The following is a 24,824-nucleotide window of genomic DNA, read 5'->3' as shown; positions in this document are numbered from 1 at the left end:
AGCCGGCGGGCGGCGTCGAGCGCCGCGATCTCGCCGCGCAGGGCCGCGCTCTCGGCGCCGCCGATCCCCGCCCCGTCGCCGGCGATGGCGATGCCGGGGATCGAGGAGGCAAACCACTCGTCCACGGTCGGCGTCCAGCAATGCTGGACCGTGTCGAAGTGTTGCGCGCAGCCAGCGGCGTTGGAGAGGTTGATGCCGGGGATGACGCCGTGATGCAGCAGGAGCGCGTCGCAGGGAATCGTTTCAGTCGCCCCTCCACGCGTCACCTTCACGCTCGTGACCTTGCCGGAGCCTTCGGCCGCCAGCGCGGTGACGCCGGTTTTGAACGGCAGCTTGCCCCGTGCCCCCGCCATCAGCTTCAGCCCCTTGGCGAGATAGGGCGAGCGCAGGAAATCGGGAACCGCGGCAATGGCCGTCAGCCAGTTGCGGCGCGGCGTGGTGTCGAGCACCGCAACAATGTTGGCGCCGGCCGCCGCGAGCTGGCCGGCGAGCAGATAGAGCAAGGGGCCGCAGCCGGCGATCACGGTGCGGCCGCTCGGCACCAGGCCCGAGGCCTTGAGCGCGATCTGGGCGGCGCCGGCGGTCATCACGCCCGGCAGGGTCCAACCCGGAATCGGAAAGGGCCGCTCCTGCGCGCCCGTCGCCAGGATGACCTGCCCCGCCGCGATCAGCCGGGCCTGGCCACCGAGCGAGAGGCCGAACTCGAAGCCGCCCTCCTCGTCGGGCGCGACCGACCAGACCGTGCAGCCCGGCGCATAGCGGGCGCCGGTCTTCTCCAGCCTTGCGACCAGCGCCCCGCCCTTCCAGTAATCCTCGCCGAGCACGTCCCGTCTTGCGACCGGCGTCATGGTGACGGCGCGGTAGATCTGGCCGCCGGGCGCGGGGTTCTCGTCGGCCAGCAGCACGGAGAGGCCGAGTTCCGCCGCGCGCGCGGCGGCGGCGAGACCGGCGGGCCCCGCGCCGACCACCGCGATGTCGTAATGCTCGGCGAGTTGGTCGATGGCGGTGATCGCGATCATGGGGTAGCCCCGTCGGGACGACGCCGCCCGGCCTGGGTTTCGATCCGCATGCCCTCGCGCAGCGGCACGAGGCAGCCCTGGCGGTTGCCGACGCCGTCGATGACGACGAGGCAGTCGAAGCAGACACCCATCATGCAATAGGGCCCGCGATCCGCGCCCGAGACCGGCGTCTGGCGGCAGGCCTGGACGCCGTTGGCCAGCAGCGCGGCCGCTACCGTGTCGCCCGCGCGCGCCGTCAGGGCGCGGCCGTCGAAGCTGAAGCCGAGCGCCTCGGCCGGCTTCAGCTCATGCATGGGCCGGAACATGGAACCTCCGTGCGGAAAAGGCAGCGAGCGTGTCGGGCAGGCCGCCCGCGAGAATGGCGGGCGCGAGCGTCAGGACATGGTTGGCAGCGAGCGTCACGCCGGAATGGCAGGTGACGAGGAAGGCGCCGGGATGGCTCAGCGACTGGTCGTAGATCGGGAAGCCGTCGGGGCTCATCACGCGCAGCGCCGACCAGGAGCGCACGACGTTGAGGCCCGCCAAGCGCGGGAACATCCGCACCGCGCGCTCCGCCATGACCGAGAGGATCGGCTGGCCCACGACGGTGTCGAAGCCGCGATCCTCCTGGCTGTCGCCGATCATGATGCCGCCCTCGTCGGTCTGGCGGATCGTCACCATCGGGTTGTGCAGGAAGGCGTCGGTCTTCTCGGTGACGATGATCTGGCCCTTGCTCGGCTTCACCGGCGCGTCGAGCCCGACCATGGGGGCGAGCCTCGCATTGCCGAGCCCTGCCGCGAGCACGACCTTACCCGCTGCAATCGCGCCGAAGGCGCCTTTCAGCCGGAATCCGCCGTCGCTCTGGGTGATGCTGTCGACCGTGCAGTTGGGGCGGTAATCGACGCCGCGACGCTGGGTGGCCTCGCGCAGCGCGCGGAAGAGCTTCAGCGAATTCACATGGCCGTCGAGCGGGCTATAGACGGAGCCGACGACATCGGGGCCGATATCGGGCAGGCGGCGCTTTGTCTCGTCGTGGTCGAGGATCTCATAAGGGAAATCGGCGAGCGACATCTGGTTATGCAGCCGCAGCATGGTCTGTCGACGCTGCTCCAGCTCGGTCTCGGAGAGGCAGAGCATGAAGCCGCCGGGCTGGCTGTGGGCGACATCGATGCCGGTTTCCGCGTGCAGAACATCGGCGAGCTGGTGCCATTGCTCGGCCGAGCGGCGCGACCACATCGCGTAGTCAGGCATCCCCAGCCCCTTGGACTGGACCCAGACCAGCGCAAAATTTCCGCGCGAAGCGCGAAAGGCGACATCGCCCTCGTCGAGGATGGTGACGCGGGCGCCGCCGCGCGCGAGGCCGAGCGCAATCGCGCCGCCGACGACACCGCCGCCGACCACGACGATGTCGGCTTCCGATGACAATGCTGGGGTGGTCACGTCTGTCAGCCCTTTCCGGATCCGACGAAGAGGCGGTCGAGCCCGAACAGCCGATCGAGCGCGAAGAGCAGGATCGCGGTCATGGCGATGAGGCAGGCGGAGACCGCCGCGATGAGCGGGTCGATATTGTCCTGGATGTAGAGGAACATCCGCACCGGCAGCGTGACGGTCGCCGGCGAGGCGATGAACACCGTCATCGTCACTTCGTCGAAGGAGTTGATCGCCGCCAGAAGCCAGCCCGAGACGACGCCGGGCAGGATCAGCGGCAGCGTCACCCGGCGAAACACCGTCGCCGTGCCGGCGCCCAGCGAAATCGCGGCATGCTCGATGCGCCGGTCGATGCCGTAGGAGGCCGCCAGCACGAGCCGCAGCGCGAAGGGGATGACCACGATGATGTGGCTCAGCACCAGCCCGACAAAAGTGCCGGAGATGCCGATCTGCGTGAAGAAGCGCAGGAAAGCGATGCCGAGCACAACATGCGGGACCATCAACGGCGACATGAACAGCGCCGTGATCGCCTCGCGGCCGGGGAAGCGGTAGCGCGCGATGGCGAGCGCGGCCGGCACCGCCAGCATGATCGCGATGGTCGAGGAGAGCGCCGCCAGCCAGAGCGAATCGCGGAAGGCGCGGATGAACTCGGGATAGTCGAAGATCGCCTTGAACCAGCGCAGGCTCGGGCCGCGCGTCGGCAGCGAGAGATAGCCCTCGGGCGTGAAGGCGACGACACAGACGATCAGCAGCGGCGCCAGCATGAAGACGACGAAGAGGCCATGGAAGATGAGAGCGAGGGGGCCGTTGCGTCTCATGGAAGGGCTCCTTCGATGAGGTTTTCCAGAGCCTTCATCCTGAGGAGCGCCGACAGGCGCGTCTCGAAGGATGTTCCAGCTGTCTCCGGAACCTCCTGGAGCATCCTTCGAGACGCCGCTTCGCGGCTCCTCAGGATGAGGGCTGTGGTGTTGGTCCGGTCCCTCATTCGAACACCTGTGCGTAGCGGCGCTCGATCAGGCGGTTGGAGCCCACCGTGATCAGCACGAGCGCGACCAGAAGCAGCGTCGCGATCGCCGCGCCCAGCGGCCAGTTCAGCGTGTTGAGGAACTCGTCATAGGCCAGCGTCGAAGCGACTTTCAGCCGGCGACCGCCGATGATCGCCGGCGAGGCGAAGGCGCTCGCGGCCAGCGCGAAGACGATGATCGAGCCCGAGAGGATGCCCGGCACGATCTGCGGCAGGATCACGCGGCGCCAGATCGTGACGCGGCCGGCGCCGAGCGACAGCGCCGCGTTTTCGATCTGCGGGTCGAGCCGCTGCAGCGAGGCCCAGACCGCCAGGATCATGAATGGGATCAGCACATGGATCAGCGCGATCACCACGCCGGTCTCGGTGAACATGAACTCGAGCGGCGTCGCGATCAGCCCCAGCGACATAAGCCCCTGGTTGACGAGCCCCGTCGAGCCCAGCAGCAGGGCCCAGCCCAGCGTGCGCGCCACGACGGAAACCAGAAGCGGGCCGATGATCACCAGCAGGAAGGCGCTGCGCCAGGACGGCGACATCCGGTTGAGGATATAGGCCTCGGGCACGCCGATCACGATTGCCGCCAGCGTGACCAGAAAGGCGATGCGGAAGGTCCGCATGAAGATTTCGAAGAAGTAGGAATCGGTGAAGACCTCGATCCAGTTCTTCAGCGTGAACTCCGGGACGATGCCCTTGTACTGCCCCCAATCATAGAAGGAGAGCAGCACGGTCATGCCGAGCGGGATGATCACCAGCCCGAGGAAGACCAGAAGCGCCGGCCCGGTCAGCAGGAAGGGCGCGTTGCGTTCGGTGACCGCTGCGCTCATGCCGCCGCTCCGGCGGGCAGCAGGGCTGCGTCGGCGGCTGAAAAGCGCAGGCGCACCGTCTCGCCCTCGGCCGGCACGGCCGCGCCGTCATTGCCGCGCATCAAGGTGAGTGCGCCGGCCGCGCTGTCGGCGGTGAGGAGCCAATGCGTGCCCTGGAAGACGCGGCCAAGGATGCGGGCCTCGAGGCCGGGTTCTTCGGCTCCCGCAAAGGTCAGGCGCTCGGGCCGCACGGCCAGTTGCAGCGGGCCCTTGCCGGCGCCCGGCAGCGGCAGGACGAGACCGCCGATGGCGGCCGCGCCCTGCCCGTCGCCGATGCCTGACAGCACATTGGTCTTGCCGAGGAAGCTCGCCACGAAGGCGCTGGCGGGGTGGTCATAGACCTGGTCGGGCGCGCCGATCTGTTCGATGCGGCCCTGGTTCATCAGCACGATCCGGTCCGACAGCGCCATCGCCTCGTGCTGGTCATGGGTGACGAGAATGGTGGTGGTGCCGACCGAGCGCTGGATCTGGCGCAGTTCGCCCTGCATCTCCTCGCGCAGCTTGGCGTCGAGGTTCGAGAGCGGCTCGTCGAGCAGGAGCAGCGCCGGCTTGATCACCAAAGCGCGGGCGAGCGCGACGCGCTGCTGCTGGCCGCCCGACATGCGGCGCGGATAGCGGTCGGCGAAACCCTTCAGACCGACGAGTTCCATCGCGGCAAGCGTCTGCCGGTCGCGATCGGCCTTGGCGATGTCACGCATTTCCAGCCCGAAGGCGATGTTTTCCGCCACTGTCATATGCGGGAACAGCGCATAGCTCTGGAAGACGATGCCGAGGCCGCGCTTGTTGGGCGCCACAGAGACCAGATCGGCGCCGTCGAGCCGGATGCCGCCATGGTCGACATCGACGAAGCCGGCGATCATCTGCAGCGTCGTCGTCTTGCCGCAGCCCGAGGGGCCGAGCAGCGAGACGAATTCGCCGCGCTCGACGGAGAGGTTCATGGCGTCGACGGCGGTGAAGCTGCCGAAGCGCTTGGTCAGGCCGTCGAGGACGAGATGGGACATGGATGTCTTGCTGGTTTCGTAATGGAGGGCGCGGAGCATCAACCGTCATCCCAGGCTTGCCCCGGGATCCATCATAGGACGCGACGGTGCCCTACGATGGATCCCGGAGTTCCGCTTCGCTACGTCCGGGATGACGGCAGTGCTTCAGGACGAAGGAGCCTTACCGCTCGACCTCGCGGTTCCAGCGGCGGGTCCATTCCTCGCGCTTGGCGTTGGCGATGTCCCAGTCGACGGCCTTGAGCTTCTTCACGTCCTCGCCATAGGGCAGGCCCTTCTGCTCGTCGGTGGTCAGCGTCACCGTCGTGTTGGCGGGGCCGAAGCCGGCGCCGATGGCCATGACCTTCTGGATCGCCGGCGAGAGCATGAACTGGATGAAGGCGTTGGCCTCGGCCGGGTTCTTGGCGCCCTCGATCGGGCAGGCGGCGACGCCGAGCGCGAAGCTGCCTTCCTTCGGGTAGACGAAGGCAACCGGGAAGCCGGTGTCGGCGAAGGCCTTGACGCGGCCGGAGCCCCAGACGCCCATGACGGCCTGGCCGTTCTGGAACAGCTCCGTCATTTTCGCCGGAGACGGCTCATAGGCGATGATGTTGGGGTTGATCTCCTCCTTGAAGGTCTTGAAGCCCGGCTCGATATTGGCCTCGCCGCCGCCGCCGATCTGCGCCATGGCGATCAGGGCGTGCAGGCCATAGGTGTTGTTGATCGGCGGGGTGACGATCTTCTTGCCATAGGCCTTGGACTTGAGATCGTTCCAGGAGGTCGGCGCCGGCCATTTGTTCTCGGCGAAGACCTTGGTGTTGTAGAACAGGCCCGTGGCGACGAGGCCCAGCCCCACGCCCTTGTTGGACTTGAACTTCATCACCGGCGCAACGTCCTTATAGACGGGACCGTCGGTCAGCGTGCCGCAGAAGCCGAGCGCAACCGCCTGATAGGCCGGGCCGTCATCGACAATGGCGACGTCGATCTGCTGGTTGCCCTTCTGGGCCTGGAGCTTGGCGAGCGTGTCGGTCGAATTGCCGGCGACATACTCGATCTTGACGTTGGCCTGCTTCTCGAAAAGCGGGATGACCTCCTTGCGCATCGTCTGCTCATAGGAGCCGCCATAGCCGGCGACGAACATCGTCTTCTGCTGTGCCATGGCCGCTGTGCCGGCGCTCAGCGCCGTCGTGGTCAGCAGCAGTCCTGCCCAAGTCTTTGCCCAAGAAAACTTCATAAGCCCCTCCTCGTTTGCGAGTGATCCGTGAAGGTTCTGCGACAGTTTGTAACGGGTCAAATCGAATCATTCGCGAAATCCATACGCAAATGTTATGTCTTGCTTTTGTGGACGAAACCCATGCTGAATCCCCGTCAGATCGAAGCGTTCCGGACCGTGATCGTCACCGGCGGGGTCACTTCGGCAGCGAAAGCGTTGAATATCAGCCAGCCCGCTGTAACGCGACTGATCCATGATCTGCAGTATGTGCTGGGGCTGACGCTGTTCGAGCGGCGCGGAACGAGGCTTGTGCCCACCAATCAGGCGCTTTCGTTATATCGCGAGGTCGAGCGCCAGTTCGTCGGGCTCGAGCAAATCCAGAATACCGCGCGCAATCTGCGGGACGGACTCTCGGGCAGCCTACGCATCGCCGCGCTGCCGACCTTCAATGTCGGCTTTTTGCCGCGCCTCGTCGCCGCTTATATGAAGGACAAGCCGGGTCTCGACATCGCGATCTATGGCAGCATCTCGTCCCAGGTCGTCGACTGGGTCGCCACCGGATTCTGCGATATCGGCTTTGCGCAGTACCCGCTCGACTTCCCCCATATCGATGTCGAGCAACTGCCCTCGGTGCCGGCCGTCGCGGTCTTGCCGGAGGGGCACCGCCTGGCCGACAAGCTGTTCCTCGAGCCGCTGGACTTCGCCGGGGAACCCTTCGTGTCGCTGGCGGGATCGACGCAGTGGCGCTACCGGACCGACGCGCTGTTCTCGGCGGCTCGGGTGACACGGCAGATCCGGGTCGAGACGCCGCTGTCGATGATCGCGTGTTCGCTGGTGGCGTCGGGCGCCGGCATCGGCATCGTCGATCCCTATACCGCAGCGGAATATGTCGGCCGGGGCATCGTGGCGCGGCCGTTCCGGCCCGAGGTGCTCTACGACATCGGCGTTGTCTGGCCGGCCGGCCGCTTCCGGTCACCGCTGGCACTGGGCTTCGTTGAAACGGTGAGGGCCGCGATCGAGGCGGTCGCCGAAAGCGAGGACGCCGTCGCCGAGCAATTGGTCGGCCCGGGCGCCAAGTCATGAACGCTGGATGCAGACGAGCGGCCGCAGTCTCCGCCAGACGCAATGAAAGATCCATCACAAGTGTCACTGCGGCCGATGGCGCAGACAGCGCGACGCCTTCAGTCGGCTGCGTCTTGTAGAGCCCCTCAATCTCGAAGCGATCTACGTCCGCTGTCAGGCCGCCGCGGAATGTCGGAAAGTGGCGCATCTCGCCCGGACGAGCGACGGTCATATCTGGCGCAACAGGGCCCAGCAGCCTCAATTATGTCACCGCAACTGAGGGCGGTAAGGCGACAGTGCGGTATGGCGCCCGCCCGTGCTGTCGTCCAGCCGAGAGCACAGAATGTCAGCTTCCTGGCAAAGTTCCCATTCAACTTCTGGCGCATCTCCCCTTGAAGGGCAGCATGAATGGCCATCGGAGGCGGGTGAGCACGATATCATGCTCGACATGTGACGGATGCCGCCTGAAGGCAGATGACGGAACAACTACGGCCTGCCAAGATATCGGCTGGGCAACCCTTTCGACCTTCGGTCGGCGACGCGAGAAACGATCCTGGGACATACGGTTGAACTGGCACTTCGCGAGAATTGGCAGCGCCTGTTCGGTTATGCGTTCCGGCTGAGCGGCAGCCGCGACGCGGCCGGCGACCTGCTGCAGTCCTGCGCGAGCAAGGCTCTTGCCAGCCGCGCAATGCCAATCGAACCGTCACAGGCGCGCGCCTGGCTGTTCAAGGTCCTGCGCAATTGCTGGATCGACGATCACCGTCGGTCTTCGGTCCGCGCCATCGACGGGCCGGCCGAACTATGGAGCGACAGGCCTTGGATCGATACGCCCTGGGACTGCGACGACAGGCTCATTGCGGAGATCACCGTCAAGCAGGCCCTGGAGAAGATCGACCCGATCCATCGCGAGATCATCGAGCTGGTCGATATCGCCGGCTTCAGCTATGCGGAGGCGGCTGGAATCCTCGATCTGCCCGTGGGCACGGTGATGAGCCGCTTGAGCCGCGCGCGTCTGGCGATGCTGGTTCTGATCGAGGGGCGCAGCGTCACGCCGATTGCGGCAGGTCGGCGTCGCGCGAGGTGAAGACGGCTGCAGGTGAAGGCGAGACATGACGGGTAGCCCGCCAGTGAGTTGGGAAGCGCTCAACGCCTATGTCGACGACGAGCTGACGCCTGCGGCGGCTGCCGATGTCGCAGCCGCCGTCGCGCGCGATCCCGATCTCGCCGCCCGCGTCGCCAGCTTGTCGCGCTTGCGCGCGATGACGCGGAGCCTGCCGCACGATATGAGCGCGCCCGCGCTTCGGCTGCCGGGCCGGAAGCAGGCTTTCCCGGAACGGTTCGCTGCGCTCGCGGCATCGCTTGTCATCGTCGCAGGCTTTGGCGCCGCGATCTGGTCGTTCTCCTGGACATCGCCGGATGGCGGGCCCCTTTCGGCGGCCGTCGCCGCGCATCATGCCTGGCTTGCCGATACAAAGCCTGCTCGGGGCGGCCGGCTGCAGGTCGAGTTGGCCGGCGCCAGCGCCACCGCCCTTCCGGACCTGACGCTGGCGTCGCTGACGCTCGTCCATCTGTCGCTCGACCCGGCAATCCGCAAAGGCGGTGGCGTCCTGGCCGGCTATGTCGGCCCCAATGGCTGCCGGGTGGGCCTCTGGATCGCCCCCCATCATGGCCCGGCGCATGCGCAGCCGGTCGCCGAGGATCGCGACGGCTTGACGATCCGTCGCTGGAGCGGGACCGGGGCGGAGTATGCGCTGCTCGGGCGCGACATCGACAGCCTGCGGCTGGATCGGATCGCCGCGCTCGTCGCAAGGCTGACCCGGATGGACCCCGTCGTTCCGCGCGACCAGATCGCCGCGCTGGACGAGGCGCGCAGCGTCGCTCCCGCCTGCACGGGATGATGCTGTTAAATTTTCGGATGAGCCCGGAATAAACCAACCGTCTCGGGCGTCGTCTCTCATGGGGAACATGTCCTCGGGAGAAACGCCATGCTCAACGAAGCACAATCGCGGGATGCCGCAACGCATTCAGACCACAACGACACCGACCGTCGCGAAGCCGTCCAGACCTCGCGCCGGGGCCTTTTGCTTGGCGGTAGCCTCGTCTCGCTGGGTGCCGCCGCCGGCCTGGGTCTGCCGCTCGGCGGTGGAAGCTCAGGCCTGACCTCCGCAGCCTCGGCGCAGGGCGCGCCGGCATCGGGCGCCGCCCCAAAGGGGCCGCAGCCCTTCGACTATCCCGGCAAGGACAAGGGCCTCGTCCTGCTCGGCGACCGGCCCCTCGTGGCGGAGACGCCCGAGCGTCTGCTCGACGACGACACCACCCCGATCGGAAAATTTTTCATCCGCAACAATGGGCAATTGCCCGATGAGGCGAAGAACGCCGATGCCTGGACGCTCAAGGTCGAGGGCGAGGTCGACAAGCCGCTGACGCTGACCGTCGCCGAACTGAAATCGCGTTTCCCCGCGCAGACGATGCGGATGGTGATGGAGTGCGGCGGCAATGGCCGTTCCTCCTTCCAGCCGCCCGGCCGCGGCAACCAGTGGACCAATGGTGGCGCCGGCTGCGCCGAATGGACGGGCGTGAAGCTCGCCGACGTGCTGAAAGCGGCAGGCCTGAAGGACAGCGCGAAGTTCACCGGCCATTACGGCGCCGATCCGCACCTCTCGGGCGATGCAGGCAAGGATGCGATCTCGCGCGGCATGCCGATCGAGAAGGCGCTCGAGCCGCATTCGATGATCGTCTGGGCGATGAACGGCGAGCCGCTGCCGCATATCCATGGGGGACCGCTCCGGCTGGTCGTGCCGGGCTGGCCGGGTTCGCTCTCCTCGAAATGGCTGACCCGGGTGCTCGTCCGCAAGGACCCCCATGACGGCCAGGGGATGGGCGGGACCTCCTATCGCCTGCCGACGGTTCCGGTGGTTCCGGGCTCGACTGTCGACGGCAAGACCAACTTCGCCGACATGACCTCGATGCCGGTGCGCTCGATCATCACAGCGCCGGCCAATGGCGCGCGGCTGGCGTCCGGCACGCACCGGATCCCGATCCGCGGCGCGGCCTGGGCCGGCGACCACGAGGTCCAAAAGGTCGAGGTCTCGTTCGACGCCGGCCAGCGCTGGCAGGCGGTCGATATGGCCAAGCCGAAGAACCGCTATGACTGGGTCCGCTGGACCGGCACGGTTGCACTGCCGAGCGACGGCTATTTCGAGATCTGGGTCAGGGCGACCGACTCGCGCGGTGTCGCCCAGCCGCATGTCGCGACCAATTGGAACCCGCAGGGCTATGGCGCGAACGCCTTGCACCGCATCGCCTTGCTGGTGGGCTGAGACATGCCGATCAGGACCACATCTCTGGCGGCCGCAACAGCGGCCGCCCTTTTGGGCGCCTTCCTCGCCACCGCCTCCGCGCAGACACCCACAGCAATCGAGGAGTCGCCGGAATCGCTGCCGGATTTTCCCGGCCGCGAGGAGACCTTCGGCTATTGCGTCGGCTGCCATTCCTTCAAGGTGGTGGGCCGGCAGGGCATGGACAGGAGCCGCTGGGACGACACGCTGAACTGGATGACCGAGAAACACGCCATGCCGGCGCCCGATGCCGAGATGCGCAAGGTGTTGCTCGACTATCTCGCGCAGGCCTATCCGACCCAGGCCCCGTCCCCGGCCGGCGGCTGGGTCAATCCCTTCGCGCCGAAACCGTGAGCCGGTCAGAAACACCCTGTTATGGTTCGATGGGACGGCTCTAAAGGCGTCCGTCCGCTACGCGGCGCGGCCGGCAACATGGGCGCGCGTCCAGCTGATACCGACCGCGGCATCCGTCGGATCGGCCCCTCTCCTGCGCCGTTGATGGCCGGTGATTGGCTGCGTGCCAATGACTGCAACGACGCATTTCGCAAGGCCTTGGCCCCGGATCAAGCGGCATCCGAACGTGCGATGGTCGATAGTGACAAGCTGGCGCAATTGGACCGAACGACGGGTTGGATGACCAAGAGCAGCCAATTTTCAATAGTGCCAATGGATAGGGGCAGACCCAGACACCGGGAGCCGAGCCCGGGCGATATGGTCGCCCAACAGGCAGCCCAGATAGCCGGTTCGAAGGTCCGGACCACCGAATGCGATGCTCGACAGGTTGCGCAGCTTCATCGCCGGATTGGTGTCCATATGAGGGCGGCCCAGCTGGTTGGCGAGGAAAGCCTGCTCGACCCACGCGACATGCCGGGCATCGGTTTCGCTAAGCACAGTCTCGACGGTGCCGCGTTCCGGATCGAGCCGCAGGAGTTGGTTCGAGATGACCCCGGCGACCCAGATCTTGCCCTCGCTGTCGAATGCGAGACCATCGGGAAACTGGCCCGTGCCGAATTCATGCATGACCTGCTTTGGCCCCAAGCAAGCGCCAGGCCCGATCGGGTAGCGGCTGAGCCGCCTTCCATAGGTCTCGTTGACATAAAGCCAGCATCCGTCCGGGGAGATCTGGCATTCATTGGTGAAGCCCAGCCCGTCGGCGACGATCCGCGCGCCGCGCTCGTCGAGCACCGCGACGAAGCCGGTCGATGAATCCCGTCGATAGTCCAGCGAACGCGGCTTCACTCGCGTCGAGATGGTGAGCCAGAGCCGTCCTTCACGGTCTCGCACCGCATAGTTGGACGGCGGAATGGGCTGGCCGTCGATCTCGGTGAGAATGGGCGCGACCTGGCCGTCCCGCGCCAGCCGCCAGACGCCACCGATCTCGGTGCCGAGATTGGCTATCAGGAACGAACCGTCCGGCTCCAGCGCGATGCCGTTGGGGCGCAGGCCCTCGGGAAGATCGGCCGTCGCGCCGGTGTAGAGGGCCTGCGTGCCATCGGGCTTCAGATGCGCGACGCCGCCGCGCCAGTCGGCGGTGTAGAGATCGCCGGCTTTCGTCGCCAGAACGCATTCGGGGCGGACCAGCCCCTCGCCGAGCAGCGAGACGTCGGAGAGCGGGATCGGGTTCATCCGCGCATGAACCAGACAAGAGCCATCGGGATCGCCTCGACATAGGTGACGGTGAACAGGACGATCAGTGCAATCGCGAACATCGGGATCAGTTCGCGCGAGATCGCGACCATGCCGACGCGCGCGATCTTGGCCGCGACGAAGAGCGTGCCGCCGACAGGCGGCGTGTAGAGCCCGATCACCAGATTGAAGACCATGATCAGCCCGAGATGGACCGGGTCGATGCCGAAGGCCTTGGCGGTCGGGATGAAGAGCGGGGCGGTCAGCATCAACGAGGGCAGCGGCTCGAGGAAGATCCCGACCAGGATCAGCGCGATGTTGAGCAGAAGCAGGAAGACATATTTGTTCTCCGAGATATGCAGGATCGCGGCGGCGAGGTTGGCGGGAATCTGCTCGACCGTGATCAGCCAGGACAGGGCCCCGGTCGCACCCACGACGAGCATGACCACCGCGCTGGTGCGGAAAGAGTGCAGCAGCATCTCCGGAACCTGGCGCGGCTTGACCTCGCGATAGACGAAGAGTGCCAGAACGAGCCCGTAGAACACCGCGACCGAGGCTGCCTCCGTGGGCGTGAAGATGCCGCTGAGAATGCCGCCGAGGATCACGACCGGCATGCCCGACGCCGGCAGGATCGCGACGAAGCTGCGCCAGATCTCGGCCCGGCTCGGCATCGCGCCGCCGAGGTCGCAGCCGAGCGAACGTCCCTTCCAGATGCACAGAAGGATCAGTGCGAAAGCGAGGGTGAAGGCCGGAAAGACGCCGGAAACCAGCAATTCGCGGATCGAGACGTTGCCGACGAAACCGTAGACGAGCAGGGGTATCGAGAGCGGCATCAGCACGCCGATGGTGCCGGCGACCGCGATCAGCGCGCCGGCAAAGGCGCGTGGATAGCCGCGCTCTGCCATGCGCGGCACCATGATCGAGCCGATCGCGGCCGAGTCGGCGACGGCCGATCCCGAGACCGAGCCGAACATCGTGCAGGCGGACACCGTGACGACGCCGAGCCCGCCCGGCATGAAGGCGAGCAGCGAACGGGCGAAGTCGATCAGGCGCTTGCCGACGCCGCCATGGGTGATGAGTTCGCCTGTGAAGATGAAGAGCGGGATCGCCGCCAGATGCAGCGGCTCGACGCTGGAGAGGTAGGACAGGAAAATCGCTTCGAGCGGATAGCCCTGGCCGAAGATCCAGATCGTCGAGATCGTGGTGAGAAGCAGCGCCCAGACCAGCGGCATGCCGAGCAGCGCGAGCGCGAAGAAGATCGCGCAGATGACGGCGAGAACCATGTCTTTAGTCCATGAAGGCTTCTTGAGGGATCGGTTCGCCCCGCGCCAGCAGGGACGCCTCGTAGATGACGTAGACCAGAGCCAGGCCCGAGCCGACGGGCATGGCGAGGTACTGCACGCCCATCGGCCAGTGCAGCACCGTCATCTCCTGTTCCATCGTGCCCTGCGCGATGTTCCAGCCGTACCAGACCAGGAAGCCGAGCAGCACAATGACGCCGATCCGCGTCGCGATCTCGACGACGCGGGTCCAGGCCGGTGGCATCGCCTCGACGAACTCGGTGATGCGCATATGCGCGCCGCGCCGCGCCGCCGAGGCTCCTCCCAGAAAGGTCGCCCAGAGCAGCACGAACTCTCCGAACTCGGTGTTCCAGGCGATGTCGCTGTTGAGCAGCACGCGGGCCGCGACATTGGCGAACATGACCAGCAGCAGCATGACCGCGAGCCCGGTGACGACGATATCGATCGCGTCGCCCAGCAGGCGCAGGGCCGCCGGTTCAGGCCGGCCGGGACGGTAGAAATAGAACGCCCCGACCGCGGCCCCGATGTCGGGCGTCGCCATCAGCCCATGGCCTTGCGGATGGCCGCAGCCTCCCCGATCATCTGATCGACGGCCGCCGCCCCGAACTCCTTGCGGGCGCGCTCGTTGGCCCCCTCGGCGGCCTTGCTCCAGGCGGCGAGATCGGGCTTGACGATCGTCGCACCCTTGGCGGTCATCTCGGCCAGGAGCTTGTCGTCATTGGCGCGCACCTCGCGGCGGTTCCAGTCGCCGGCCTCCTTGGCGGCCTTCATCACGCCCTCCTGGTCACCTGCTGTCATGCCCTTGAAGGTGCGCTCACCCATGGCGAGCCAGAGCGGCGAATAAACGTGGTTCGAGAGGGTGATGTGTTTGGCCACCTCGTAGAAGCGCTGCGAAAAGATCGTATCGATCGGGTTTTCCTGGCCCGAGACGGTGTTCTGCTGGATGCCGAGATAGACCTCGGTCACCGGCATCACCACCGGTGAGAAACCGATCGATTCCATGATCCAGCGGATCATCTCGACAGGGGCGATCCGGAGCTTCTTGCCCTTGGCGTCGGCCGGGCTGTTCAGCGGGAAATTGGTGGTGAAGCAGCGGAAGCCCGCCTCCCAGTTGCCGATGATGCGCATACCCTTGGCCGGCAGCGCCGCAGCCTGCTTCGCGATGAAGGGCGAGGTATCATAGAGCTTCCAGCCCTGCTCGTAGTTCTCGGCGAGATAGGGCAGTGCAATCAGCGAGAGGTCCTTCACATGCGGGGTGAAGGTGACGACGCCGGTGACGGCGAAGTCGAGGCCGCCGATCTGGAGCTGGTCGAGCGACTTGGCGTCGTTGGCAAGCTGGCCTGAATGATAGACCTGCACCTTGTAGCGGCCCTGCGTGTACTTCTCGACGGCGGCGGCGAACATTTCCGCCGCCTGCTGGCGCGCGCCGACCGAGGTGTCGGTATGGCTGAAGCGCAGCACCCTGGCGCTTTGCGCCCGCAGGATTGTGGGAAAGCCCGTGATGACGAGGCCGCCCGCTGCGGCCGTGCCCTTCAGGATATCGCGTCTGTTGGTCATGTTATCCTCCCAAGGATGTGATTGTTTGCCAGCCTGGGCGGCTTTGGCGCCGCCTTCTCGTGGAATTCAAAGCGAGATGAAGCGGCCCTCCTCGGCCGAGCGGTAGACCGCCTCCTCGATGTCGAGGTTGCGCAGGTAGTCGCGGCCGGAATTGACCAGCGGCGTGCCGGTCACCAGATGATCGACGATGTGGCGCGATTGCCGGTAGACGCAGTCGCCGCCATAGCCGCGATCCTCCCAGTCATAGGCGTGCTCGCGTTCCTCGCCGCCGCGCGGGCGGACGAAGAGCTTGCCGAAGCCGTCGAGTCGGATGACGCCCTCCGTACCCTCGACCAGCAAGACGCCGTTGGTCATGCGGGTGTCCTTTGCGGGATGATCGACATGACGGTTGCCGTCGAAGAGCCCGGCCGCGCCGCTGGCGAAGTCGAAGATCACAAGGCCCGCATCCTCGCCGGCAATGACCGGGTTGATCCGCCGCAGCCGTGCAAACACGCCGGTGATCTCGCCCATCAGGCAGCGGAACACGTCGATCAGATGGATGCCGGTCTCATGAACGAGGAAGCGCGGCATTTGCTGGAAGTAGGGCTGGCGCGACAGGTAGGCGTTCGGCCCCTGGCCGTCGCCCGGCCGCAGGCGAAAGCTGATGTTGAGCGGCGTTCCCACAGCCCCATCCGCCATCAGCCGAGCGGTCTCCAGGAACCAGGGCATGAAGCGGAAGTTCTCGTGCACGGCCAGCAGCGTGCCGGCCCGCTCGGCCGTCTCGACCAGTTCGATCGCCTCCGGCAAGGCCGGCGCCAGCGGCTTCTGGCAGATCATCGCGACCTTGCGCCTCGAAGCCGCCCGCACGAGATCGAGATGGGTCTGGGGCGGCGTTACGATGTCGATCAGATCGGGTGTCGTCTCGTCGAGCATCGTTTCCGCTTCAACGAAGGCGCGCGCTTGCGGGAACAGGGCGGCAGCGGCAGCGCGCTTCTGCGGATCGCGATCGGCGATGCCGACCACGCGCACATCCGCCATGCGGCTCCAGGCATCCTGATGGAACCGGCTGAAATAGCCGCAGCCCGCAATGGCAACCGCGATGGTCATGACTGAGACGGCCCGGTCATTGCGGATCGGCCTCGCCGCTGCGAATGAGGTCGGCGACCGTCCTGCCGATCTCGACCGTGCCGTTGGAGCCGCCGATGTCGTGGCTGCGCAGGCCGAGCATCCCGAAGGCATGATCGACGCTTTTCTCGATGGCGCGGCCGGCATCGACGGCCGCCTGGCTGCCGCGCGTCTCGCCAAGCCAGTCGAGCATCATCGCCGCCGACAGGATCATCGCGGTTGGGTTGGCGATGCCCTGTCCGGCGATGTCGGGCGCCGTGCCATGGCTTGGCTGGAACATTCCGTTGGCCGCGCCGATATCGGCCGAGGGCGCGAAGCCCATGCCACCGATCAAACCGGCACCGAGATCCGACAGGATGTCGCCGAACAGATTTTCCATCGGCAGCACATCGAAATCCCAGGGCCGGCGCACGAGGTCGAGCGCCATCGCATCGACATAGTGGTGGCGGGCATCGATGTCGGGATGTCTGGCTGCGGCCTCGTAGAAGACCTTCCGCATGAAGGCGAAGGAGAGGAAGACATTGGCCTTGTCGACCAGGGTGACGCGGCCGGGCGTGCCCCGGCTCTCGCGACGCCGACGCGCCAGCCCGCAGCAGAACTCGGTCAGCTTTTCCGTCGTCGCCCGGGTGATCACCTGCGTGTCGCGCGCCTCGCGATCCTCGATGATCTCGCCCTTGCCGCGCGAGGCGAACATGCCCTCGGTCGATTCCCGCACGATGACGAGATCGATCGTCTTGGCGCGCTCGTCGGCGAGCGCGAGCCTGACGCCGGGGATGGCGCGGATCGGGCGCACGCCGGCGAAAAGCGAGAAGGCGACGCGCAGATCGAGTTGCGGCGCGATCTCGGTGCCGTCGGGATAGCGGATGTCGGGCCAGCCCATCGCACCGAACAGGATCGCGTCAGCCTTGCCGGCGCGAGCAATGCCGTTATCAGGAAGGGTCGCGCCGGTCTCACGGTAATGATGCGCGCCGCCAGGTATCGTCTCCGGCCGGAATGAGAGACCGAAACGATCCTCGACCGCTGCGAGCACGGCGGAGGCCGCCTCCATAACTTCGATGCCGATGCCTTCGCCGGGCATCACCGCGAGATGGAACGAGTTCGATGTCATAGACGCTGGATTCCGTGGCGCTCGATGATGGTGGTCAATTCATGGCCGCCGCGCTTGCGGTGGGCGAAATAGAGATCGCGCGCTCGCTCCCCGTCCCCGGCGAGGATCGCATCGACGACGGCGCGATGCTCGGCCGTCGATTGCAGAGGCAAAGGCCGCAGCGACAGCGTGAACATGCGGGCGCGATGGGCCTGGTCCCAGACCGTCAGGATCATCGCGGCGAGCCGCTTGTTGCCGCAAAGCCTGGCGAGGCTCATGTGAAAGCGCTCATCCGCCATGGCCCAGGCGACGAGATCGGGCTGCGGACCCGCCAACGCTTTCTCCATGTCGTCGCAGGCCCGGACAAGACCGGACAACTCGGCTCGGTCGGGTCGGCGCGCCACGAGCAGTTCGACCGCGGTCGGCTCGAGCGACATGAGAACTTCGTAGATTTCGCGCATGTCGCCCGGCGACAACGCCGAAATGCGTACCCCGTGACGCGGCACGATCTCCAGCAGCCCCTCCTGCTGGAGGCGAACGAAGGATTCTCGCACAGGCGTGCGGGAGGCCTCAAATTCAGAAGCGATCTGGCTCTCCAGGATCTGAGCCCCGGGCGGATAGCGGTTGTCGAGAATCGCCTGTTTGAGCTTCAGATAGACGGCCTCAGACGAGCGCGGAGGGCGCGGATCATCCTCGGTCTCATCGTATCCGGCCAAAGCGATCATCTGCGCGTCCATTAATGTATGCGTTAATGCCGACACTGCATCGATGCTGGTGGGCTGACAAGTCGCTTTTTTGTGGAAGTGGCAGGTTTTTTCAGGAGCGCGCGCGTGCAGCCATCAGTGAGCGGCCGACGCTTTTGGTCCATAGCCGGCATCTGGAACGTCTGCTTCAGGGCCGTCTGCTGGGCCAGTCAGTCGAGCAATCGCGAAGGGGCCACGGCAGACATCGGGAACGGCCGCCAGCAGTTCAGACTGATGGGACCGGTCGTGGCGTGGAGAGGCTCTGTCGGTGGCTTGCTGACAACTGCGAGTCTGGCCGGCATCTGTCGCCGCAGGCCGCAGATTCCATATCGGCGCCTGTCCGACACCGGGCGATGGACCGTCGCCTTCATCAAACGCCCGTCGATGCGTCCAAATCCGTGAACGACCAGTGCGTGTCGTTGACGGCCATGTCGATGAAGGTGCGCACCTTCGCAGAGAGCAGGCGCGCGGTCGGGTAAACGAGCTGGATCGGCGAGGGCGGCCTCTCATAGTCCGGCAGCAGGATGCGCAGACGCCCCTGCGCCAGCGCCGGGGCAGCCTGGTAGGCGAAGACCAGCGTCAGCCCGCCGCCGTCTACGGCATGCTGGACGGCACTTTCCGCACCATTTGTCACGAAGCTGGGCGTGAAGGCGACCCGCAGCCGCCGTCCCTCCCATTCGAAAACCCATTCATGGGCCGCGTTGAAGCCGGAGAAATGGATGCAGCGATGCGCTGCGATGTCGGCGGGGGACGACGGCGCGCCATGCCTCTCCAGATAGCCCGGCGCCGCCACCAGAACGCGGCGTGTCTCGCCGACGCGGCGCGATTTCAGCGTCGAATCGGCGAGATCGCCGATGCGGACCGCGACGTCGATGCCGTCCTCGATGAGACTGACGTTGCGGTCTCCCAGCCTGAGCTCTCCCTGTACGGCCGGATAGCGCGACAGATAGGCCGACAGCAGCGGGCCGACATGGAAGCGGCCGAAGGCCAGCGGCGCCGCCACGACGAGCCGGCCGGCGGGGACGGCACGCACGGCCTGCAGCGAAGCGTCGGCGTCGGCCAGATCGGCCAGGATGCGGCGGGCCTGCATAAGATAGCGCTCGCCCTCGTCGGTGAGCGTGACCGAGCGCGTCGTCCGCCGCAGCAGGCGCGCGCCGAGATGGTCCTCCAACGCGGCGACGAGACGCGTCAGGGCCGAGGGCGACAGGCCGATATGACGGGCCGCCGGGGCGAAGCCCTTGAGCTCTGCAACTTTGACGAAGGCTGAGAGCGAGGCGAACCGGTCCATGAGATTGCACCATTCTGCGCAATGATGACGTGACAAACCAGCCAATTATCGTTTTAGGCGACCATTGTCATCTTTCCCCTCGTGAGGCGACCATCCCGGCATGCCTCGAGGGAGGCCCATCATGTCCATCATCGTCACCCCGTCCTCGATCGACGCCGCACCGGCGGCGGCGCGGCCCCTGCTGCAGGCCGTCGAAAAGCAGCTCGGCTCCGTTCCGAACCTGTTTCGCGTCGTTTCGCATTCGCCAGCCGCGCTCGAAGGCTATCTCGGCCTGAGCGGCGCGCTGGGCAAGGGCCGGCTCGAGCCCAAGACCCGGGAGCGGATCGCGCTTGCGGTCGCGCAGATCAATGGCTGCGGCTATTGCCTGGCGGCGCACAGCTATCTCGGCCGCCACATCGCCAAGCTCGACGACGCCGAGATCCTCGCCAACCGCCATGGCCATTCCGGCGATGCCAAGGCCGATGCTGCCGTTCGCTTCGCTGTCGCCATCGTCAGCGAGCGCGGCCATGTCGGTCCAGACGCCGTCGCGGCCGTCAAGGCGGCTTGCTACGACGACGGCCAGATCATCGAGATCGTTGCCCATGTCGCGCTCAACACGCTGACGAACTACGTCAACGAGGTCGCCGGCACGGATGTCGACTTCCCCGCCGTCGCGTTGCCGCTGGCGTCCTGAGCGCCTGGCGTCCCCTGCGTCCCCCTCCCGTCATGACCTGCGTCTCCCTGGCCGATGCGGCCGGGAGACGGCTTTCCGGAGCAGACCAATGAGCGATCTGAAGAGTTCGAGCGACATTGCCTTCACGCCGGCCGTCAAGGCGATCCAGCAGCGCAAGGGCTCCCGCAACGGCTACCGCCGGATGGAGGAGCATGGCGGCTGGGAGACGACGGTGACGCCGGAGCTGGCGGCCTTCATCGCGGCCCGCGACAGCTTCTTCCTGGCGACGGCCAGTGCCGACGGCCAGCCCTATATCCAGCACCGCGGCGGCGCGGCCGGCTTCCTGCGGGTGATCGACGAGACGACCCTCGGCTTCGCCGATTTCCGCGGCAACCGGCAATATGTCAGCCTCGGCAACCTGTCGGAGAACCCAAAGGCCTATCTCTTCCTGATCGACTATGCCCGCCGCCAGCGCATCAAGATATGGGGCACGGCCAGGGTCGTAGAGGACGATCCGGAGCTGCTGGAGCGGCTGCGCCCCGCCGGCTATGCCGGCACGCCGGAGCAGGCGATGCTGTTCAAGATCGAGGCCTGGGACGCCAACTGCCCGCAGCATATTCCCCAGCTGATCCCGGCGAAGGACGTCGCCACGGCCCTCGCCGAGAAGGACCGCCGCATCCTGGTGCTAGAGGCCGAGTTGGCGAGCGTCAGCGGCCAGGCGTCGGAGCGCGGGCGGGCACGTCATTTGCCTTAGCTTTCGCATTGGCTTGGCCGTGTCGTGGCGGACGAGCAGGATGGGGACCATGATGGCATCGACCTATGTCTTCAGCGGTGGCACAGGCGGCCAGTGGCTGATCTCCTCGATCGCCGCCTGTCGCGGCGCCGGCCTTGCCCCGGCGCCAGCCCTGACCATCCGTCCCTGGGAGCCCGGCACGGCGGATGGCGCGGTCCACTGGCGCCTGCTCGGCACGATCAGCAACACGCGTTATGCGACCCGCGACGAGATGGCCGGCCTGAGGGTGCGCCAGGAGGGCCTCGACCGGCCGCAGGCGACGCATGCAGCCCTGATCCCGATCAGAAAGTCAGCGGCCTGGTGGGCGCTCGCGCAGGATGAGAGGCGCGCGATCTTTGAAGAGACCTCGCAGCACACCGCGATCGGCATGGAGTATCTGCCGGCGATCGCGCGACGGCTGCACCACAGCCGCGACCTCGGCGAGCCGTTCGACTTCCTGACCTGGTTCGAGTTCGCGCCTGCCGATGAGCCGGCGTTCGACAAGCTTTTGGCGCGGCTGCGAGCGACACGGGAATGGGATTTTGTCGAGCGCGAGGTCGATATCCGGCTGGTGAGAGCGGCGCCGGGCTGAAAGCCGCAACGGTTCAGACGCGGCCCGACACCGGGATGAACGCACCGGTGACGCCGCTGGCGTCCTCGGCAAGCAGGAAGGCGATGGCGTCGGCAATCTCACGCGGCCGCACCCAGGCGGTGTGGTCGGCGTTGGGCATGGCCGCCCGGTTCTGCGGGGTGTCGATGATGCTGGGCAGGATCGCGTTGACGCGGATGCGGTCGGCCTTGAGCTCGTCGGCGAAGCTCTCGACGAGCCGATGGACGGCGCTCTTGGCGCCGGCATAGGCGCCGAGCCCCGACGGCGCCTTCACCGCCGCACCGGCGCCGATGGCGACAAGGCTGCCGCGACCGGCTGCGCGCATGGGCGGCAGCGCGGCCCGGAAGATGTTGAGCGTGGTCAGGACGTTCAACCTGTACATCTGCTCCCAGAGATCGGGGCCGCCCTCGGCGGCTGCGGCCGAGGCGAAGCCGCCGACCGTATGGGCGATGCCGTCGATGCGGCCATAGCGGGCGAGCCCCGCCTTGACGGCGGCCTCGCAGGCGGCTGCGTCGAACAGGTCGAGATCAGCCAGAACAAGATGGCGATCAGTGCCGCCGAACGGCTGAAGCAGGTCGCCCATCGCCGACGACTGGCGGTCCACAGCGATGATGCGGTCCCCGCGTGAGGCGAGCGTGGTCAGCAGCGCGCGACCAACATTGCCGGCCGCGCCGGTGACGATGACGATCGGGGAGGTGTCGGTCATGGCGACGTCCAATCTTTCTGTCGGCAGTCAGGTCGGGGGATGGATCTTGACAAACAGGCGTCCGGCCACGGCGTCGGCGATGCCGAGCACGACCAGGGTCAGGCCGAGCTGGGCGACGAGTTTCATCTCGGGAAGGCCGATGAGGCCTGCAACGGGCGCCGCCTGGACGAAAGCCCCATAGGCCAGCGCGAAGATCAGCAGCGTGCCGACGAGGCTGACCAGCCGAGCCATTACAGGCGCCTCATGCGCGTGAGCTCGAGGCGCAGGACAAGCACGTTCCCGATCCGCTCGACCTCGCCCTGCAACTCGACGGGAATGCCAACCCAGTCATAGACATCGGCCGGCAGCGGGCGACCATCGGGCCCCGCCAGCACGAGGAACCGGCTGCCGGCAATAGGATCGACCGTGACGAACACCGCCGGGATCTCGCCGATCAGACACAGATTGGCGCAGGCCTTGTGGGCCAGCCCCGAGCCCGGCCGCATCGCGCCCGCATAGCATTTGCCGTCGCAGATCTCGCCGGCGATCCGCCAGCGCCCGAGCGGCTCATGCATGGCGGGGTTGAGGCCGGTGGAGGCGTCGAGCGGCTGACCTTGCCCCTCGACGACCAGCATCTCGATGGCGCCGCGCCGCAGCACGCTACCACGCAACTCCATCGGGCCGGAGCCCGCCGGCAGATCGGGGCCTTTCTTGCCGTCTCCGGCCAGGAGCATCACCCGTCCGCGCGGGAATTCGCCGCTCGGCGGCAGATGCAGCAAAGGCGGGCCGAAGCGCGAGACATGGCCGCGCAAAATCTCCTCGCCGCCCCAATCGTCGGGACGCACCGGCCCACCGGCGCCATCCCGTTCGCCCAGCCGCAACAGGCCGGCGGCGGGATCATCTGCATGGCGGCTCAGGCCGTAACCGATAAAGCCCATGCCGGTCAGGCAGAGCATCGCGACGACAGCGAGGAAGCGGCTCAGGCGCGGCCCCGCTTTTCCGCTCCAGCCAATGAAGAACTCGTCGGTGCGGGGGCCGGCGATCCCGTCATGCTGCGTCATCGGCCACGCTCCCCGATCGCGATGGGCTCGACCGTCGTCCCCAGCGGATTGGGCTTCGGGTCGAGCAGGATCATGTCGGCTTCCAGCTTGAGCTTGTAGGTCGCGACGCGCTCGGTGAAGGGCGCCGGCGCACAGCCGTCGCGCAGGCGGTATTCATAGCCGTGCCAGGGGCAGATCACGCAGCCATCGCGCAGCCGGCCCTCGCCCAGCGGGCCGTTCTGGTGCGCGCAGAGATTGCTGATGGCCGAAAGAGCGTCCCCCTCGCGAAAGATCGCGACCGAGGAGCCGTCTGCCAGCGGCACGACCAGCCCCCGGCCGGCCGGAACGTCGCCGATCCGCCCGGCCGCGATCCAGCCGGTCGCATCGACCGGTCCCCGCCGGTCCAGCCGGTGCTCGCGCCAGGCGGCGGCCAGATGCAAGGTCACGAGGACTGTGCTGCCGCCGAAGACCAGCACTGGCAGGCCGGCATTGCGGGCATCCTGGAACGCACCGAACGCGACATGCAGCACCGCCAGCCCATAGGCGGCATAGACACTCATATGGAGCGATTTCCAGACCGGCGGCGTCAGGAAGTTCAGCCAGAAGTCATGGCTGGTCGCAGCCAGGACGAGCAGGATCAGGAAGGCCGCGAGCCCGAACGGGATGAAGGGAAAGCCGCGCAGGTCACCCCAGGTGGTATCGGTGGCGAAGAGCGCGACCCAGGGCGAGAGCGGGCTATAGGCGAAATACCAGTCGAAAACGGCCATGGCGTGGGCTGCGGCGACGGTGCAGGTGATCACGCCGAAATGCCGGCGGTTGTAGAGCAGGGGCAGGAAGCGGGCGTCGAGCCGGGCCAGCGGCCCGATCATCAGCACGAGCGTCAGCAGCAGGAAAGCGCATGAGCCATAGGCCTTGATCGCCAGCGACTGGTCGTCGAGCAGCGTGCCGGCCGGCCGGCCCCTCGGCGCGGACCGCATGAAGGCCGCAAGATAGAGCCCGATGCCGGCGATCAGCACGGCGTCATAGACGATCTTGCTGCGCGTCCAGCCCACAGGGCGATAGCTGACGCTCATTCGTCGCGCTCCGACGGGCCGGTGTCGATCCGCACCGAGGCCGGCACGGGTATGTCGTGCCGCCGCAGCGCCAGCGCCGTGGCCAAGATGGCCGGCAGGATGCAGGCGAGCCCGAGCCACAGGAGAGCATGGGCGCGCTTGTGGCTGCGACGCAGCGACGGCTGCCGAGACGGCGACGGCGGCTCAAGCCAGCGCCAGAGAACCAGCGGCCAGAGCAGGACGAGCCCCGGCAGGAGCAGCGGCCGGAAGCCATAGGCCCCGCGGGCCGCGGCGTCGCGCCGGTCGAGCCCGAACAGCAGAAACGCAACGCCGGCGGCGAGTCCGGCCAGAAGCCAGGCCTGTCCCAGAGCGACGATGATCGCGGGAGCCGCCATCGCCGG

28 protein-coding genes are annotated in these 24,824 nt (G+C 66.8%); 8 read left to right on the top strand and 20 right to left on the bottom strand.

Translation table 11 applies throughout. The features are described 5' to 3' along the window. From IP69_RS10605 to IP69_RS10575, 7 genes are all read right to left on the bottom strand, one after another. Positions 1–1,019 (bottom strand): FAD-dependent oxidoreductase (locus IP69_RS10605; RefSeq protein WP_054142785.1); only part of this gene is annotated, 1,019 nt, incomplete at its 3' end. Next, positions 1,016–1,324 (bottom strand): (2Fe-2S)-binding protein, encoded by a 309-nt coding sequence (locus tag IP69_RS10600; protein ID WP_054142784.1) that lies wholly within the window; start codon positions 1,322–1,324, stop codon positions 1,016–1,018. The genes IP69_RS10600 and IP69_RS10605, both read right to left, overlap by 4 nt. Further along, a complete protein-coding gene (locus IP69_RS10595) occupies positions 1,305–2,438 on the bottom strand; it encodes an FAD-dependent oxidoreductase (RefSeq protein WP_054142783.1) in 1,134 nt (377 codons plus the stop codon). Before IP69_RS10595 ends, IP69_RS10600 begins: the two co-directional genes overlap by 20 nt. Positions 2,439–2,443: 5 nt before the next feature. Next, the gene (locus IP69_RS10590; RefSeq protein ID WP_054142782.1) at positions 2,444–3,244 is read right to left on the bottom strand and encodes an ABC transporter permease; all 801 of its coding nucleotides are present in this window, start codon (positions 3,242–3,244) and stop codon (positions 2,444–2,446) included. A gap of 163 nt (positions 3,245–3,407) precedes the next feature. Beyond that, entirely contained in the window at positions 3,408–4,274 is an 867-nt protein-coding gene (locus IP69_RS10585) for an ABC transporter permease (protein ID WP_054142781.1), read from the bottom strand. Then, positions 4,271–5,314, bottom strand: a complete 1,044-nt coding sequence (locus IP69_RS10580; protein WP_054142801.1) for an ABC transporter ATP-binding protein — start codon at positions 5,312–5,314, stop codon at positions 4,271–4,273. The genes IP69_RS10585 and IP69_RS10580 overlap by 4 nt, the downstream gene beginning before the upstream one ends. Positions 5,315–5,474: 160 nt before the next feature. Then, complete coding sequence (locus tag IP69_RS10575; RefSeq protein ID WP_054142780.1) at positions 5,475–6,524, bottom strand: ABC transporter substrate-binding protein; 1,050 nt, start codon at positions 6,522–6,524, stop codon at positions 5,475–5,477. Positions 6,525–6,644: 120 nt separating this feature from the next. Here IP69_RS10575 and IP69_RS10570 point away from each other — a divergent pair, with 120 nt between their 5' ends. From IP69_RS10570 to IP69_RS10550, 5 genes are all read left to right on the top strand, one after another. Next, positions 6,645–7,586 carry a LysR substrate-binding domain-containing protein gene (locus IP69_RS10570; protein WP_082359212.1) on the top strand — a complete coding sequence of 314 codons (942 nt, stop codon included), beginning with the start codon at positions 6,645–6,647 and terminating at the stop codon, positions 7,584–7,586. A gap of 472 nt (positions 7,587–8,058) precedes the next feature. After that, positions 8,059–8,652 carry an RNA polymerase sigma factor gene (locus IP69_RS10565; protein ID WP_349236292.1) on the top strand — a complete coding sequence of 198 codons (594 nt, stop codon included), beginning with the start codon at positions 8,059–8,061 and terminating at the stop codon, positions 8,650–8,652. A 25-nt stretch (positions 8,653–8,677) separates the two neighbouring features. Next, positions 8,678–9,466, top strand: a complete 789-nt coding sequence (locus tag IP69_RS10560) for an anti-sigma factor (RefSeq protein ID WP_156323387.1) — start codon at positions 8,678–8,680, stop codon at positions 9,464–9,466. 87 nt (positions 9,467–9,553) lie between these two features. After that, positions 9,554–10,888 carry a sulfite oxidase gene (locus IP69_RS10555; protein ID WP_054142777.1) on the top strand — a complete coding sequence of 445 codons (1,335 nt, stop codon included), beginning with the start codon at positions 9,554–9,556 and terminating at the stop codon, positions 10,886–10,888. A gap of 3 nt (positions 10,889–10,891) precedes the next feature. Continuing rightward, positions 10,892–11,260 carry a hypothetical protein gene (locus tag IP69_RS10550; protein ID WP_054142776.1) on the top strand — a complete coding sequence of 123 codons (369 nt, stop codon included), beginning with the start codon at positions 10,892–10,894 and terminating at the stop codon, positions 11,258–11,260. Positions 11,261–11,560: 300 nt separating this feature from the next. Here IP69_RS10550 and IP69_RS10545 read toward each other — a convergent pair whose 3' ends face one another. The 8 genes from IP69_RS10545 to IP69_RS10510 all read right to left on the bottom strand — a co-directional run bounded on the left by IP69_RS10545 (position 11,561) and on the right by IP69_RS10510 (position 19,612). Continuing rightward, positions 11,561–12,532, bottom strand: a complete 972-nt coding sequence (locus tag IP69_RS10545) for an SMP-30/gluconolactonase/LRE family protein (RefSeq protein ID WP_054142775.1) — start codon at positions 12,530–12,532, stop codon at positions 11,561–11,563. Then, positions 12,529–13,815 carry a TRAP transporter large permease gene (locus tag IP69_RS10540; RefSeq protein WP_054142774.1) on the bottom strand — a complete coding sequence of 429 codons (1,287 nt, stop codon included), beginning with the start codon at positions 13,813–13,815 and terminating at the stop codon, positions 12,529–12,531. Before IP69_RS10540 ends, IP69_RS10545 begins: the two co-directional genes overlap by 4 nt. Positions 13,816–13,819: 4 nt before the next feature. Beyond that, positions 13,820–14,374, bottom strand: coding sequence for a TRAP transporter small permease (locus tag IP69_RS10535; protein WP_054142773.1), 555 nt, complete (start codon positions 14,372–14,374; stop codon positions 13,820–13,822). Continuing rightward, the gene (locus tag IP69_RS10530; RefSeq protein WP_054142772.1) at positions 14,374–15,390 is read right to left on the bottom strand and encodes a TRAP transporter substrate-binding protein; all 1,017 of its coding nucleotides are present in this window, start codon (positions 15,388–15,390) and stop codon (positions 14,374–14,376) included. Before IP69_RS10530 ends, IP69_RS10535 begins: the two co-directional genes overlap by 1 nt. Before the next feature lie 66 nt (positions 15,391–15,456). Beyond that, positions 15,457–16,476 (bottom strand): Gfo/Idh/MocA family oxidoreductase, encoded by a 1,020-nt coding sequence (locus IP69_RS10525; protein WP_054142771.1) that lies wholly within the window; start codon positions 16,474–16,476, stop codon positions 15,457–15,459. A 16-nt stretch (positions 16,477–16,492) separates the two neighbouring features. Continuing rightward, the gene (locus tag IP69_RS10520; protein WP_054142770.1) at positions 16,493–17,602 is read right to left on the bottom strand and encodes an isocitrate/isopropylmalate family dehydrogenase; all 1,110 of its coding nucleotides are present in this window, start codon (positions 17,600–17,602) and stop codon (positions 16,493–16,495) included. Further along, the gene (locus tag IP69_RS10515; protein ID WP_054142800.1) at positions 17,599–18,306 is read right to left on the bottom strand and encodes a GntR family transcriptional regulator; all 708 of its coding nucleotides are present in this window, start codon (positions 18,304–18,306) and stop codon (positions 17,599–17,601) included. The genes IP69_RS10520 and IP69_RS10515 overlap by 4 nt, the downstream gene beginning before the upstream one ends. A 388-nt stretch (positions 18,307–18,694) precedes the next feature. Then, positions 18,695–19,612, bottom strand: coding sequence for a LysR family transcriptional regulator (locus IP69_RS10510; protein WP_054142769.1), 918 nt, complete (start codon positions 19,610–19,612; stop codon positions 18,695–18,697). A 121-nt stretch (positions 19,613–19,733) separates the two neighbouring features. On the opposite strand from IP69_RS10510, the gene IP69_RS10505 reads away from it, so the two are divergent. The 3 genes from IP69_RS10505 to IP69_RS10495 all read left to right on the top strand — a co-directional run bounded on the left by IP69_RS10505 (position 19,734) and on the right by IP69_RS10495 (position 21,628). Continuing rightward, positions 19,734–20,285, top strand: a complete 552-nt coding sequence (locus IP69_RS10505) for a carboxymuconolactone decarboxylase family protein (RefSeq protein WP_054142768.1) — start codon at positions 19,734–19,736, stop codon at positions 20,283–20,285. A gap of 88 nt (positions 20,286–20,373) precedes the next feature. Then, the gene (locus IP69_RS10500; RefSeq protein ID WP_054142767.1) at positions 20,374–21,018 is read left to right on the top strand and encodes a pyridoxamine 5'-phosphate oxidase family protein; all 645 of its coding nucleotides are present in this window, start codon (positions 20,374–20,376) and stop codon (positions 21,016–21,018) included. A 52-nt stretch (positions 21,019–21,070) separates the two neighbouring features. After that, positions 21,071–21,628: a chlorite dismutase family protein gene (locus IP69_RS10495; protein ID WP_054142799.1), complete on the top strand. Its 558-nt coding sequence runs from the start codon at positions 21,071–21,073 to the stop codon at positions 21,626–21,628. Between the two features lie 13 nt (positions 21,629–21,641). Here the strand turns inward: IP69_RS10495 and IP69_RS10490 are convergent, their stop codons facing one another. The 5 genes from IP69_RS10490 to IP69_RS22355 are packed head-to-tail and all read right to left on the bottom strand — an operon-like array spanning position 21,642 to position 24,818. After that, positions 21,642–22,352, bottom strand: coding sequence for an SDR family NAD(P)-dependent oxidoreductase (locus tag IP69_RS10490; protein ID WP_054142766.1), 711 nt, complete (start codon positions 22,350–22,352; stop codon positions 21,642–21,644). A 27-nt stretch (positions 22,353–22,379) separates the two neighbouring features. Further along, complete coding sequence (locus IP69_RS10485; RefSeq protein WP_054142765.1) at positions 22,380–22,583, bottom strand: hypothetical protein; 204 nt, start codon at positions 22,581–22,583, stop codon at positions 22,380–22,382. Further along, positions 22,583–23,392, bottom strand: coding sequence for a hypothetical protein (locus IP69_RS10480; protein ID WP_054142764.1), 810 nt, complete (start codon positions 23,390–23,392; stop codon positions 22,583–22,585). Before IP69_RS10480 ends, IP69_RS10485 begins: the two co-directional genes overlap by 1 nt. Further along, positions 23,389–24,444, bottom strand: a complete 1,056-nt coding sequence (locus IP69_RS10475; protein ID WP_054142763.1) for a Rieske 2Fe-2S domain-containing protein — start codon at positions 24,442–24,444, stop codon at positions 23,389–23,391. The genes IP69_RS10480 and IP69_RS10475 overlap by 4 nt, the downstream gene beginning before the upstream one ends. Continuing rightward, positions 24,441–24,818 carry a hypothetical protein gene (locus IP69_RS22355; protein WP_248306793.1) on the bottom strand — a complete coding sequence of 126 codons (378 nt, stop codon included), beginning with the start codon at positions 24,816–24,818 and terminating at the stop codon, positions 24,441–24,443. Before IP69_RS22355 ends, IP69_RS10475 begins: the two co-directional genes overlap by 4 nt. Positions 24,819–24,824 lie beyond the last annotated feature (6 nt).

This window comes from Allobosea sp. AAP35 (assembly GCF_001295925.1).
In the GTDB taxonomy this organism is placed as follows: domain Bacteria; phylum Pseudomonadota; class Alphaproteobacteria; order Rhizobiales; family Beijerinckiaceae; genus Allobosea.
This window is presented reverse-complemented; position numbering and strand designations above follow the sequence as displayed.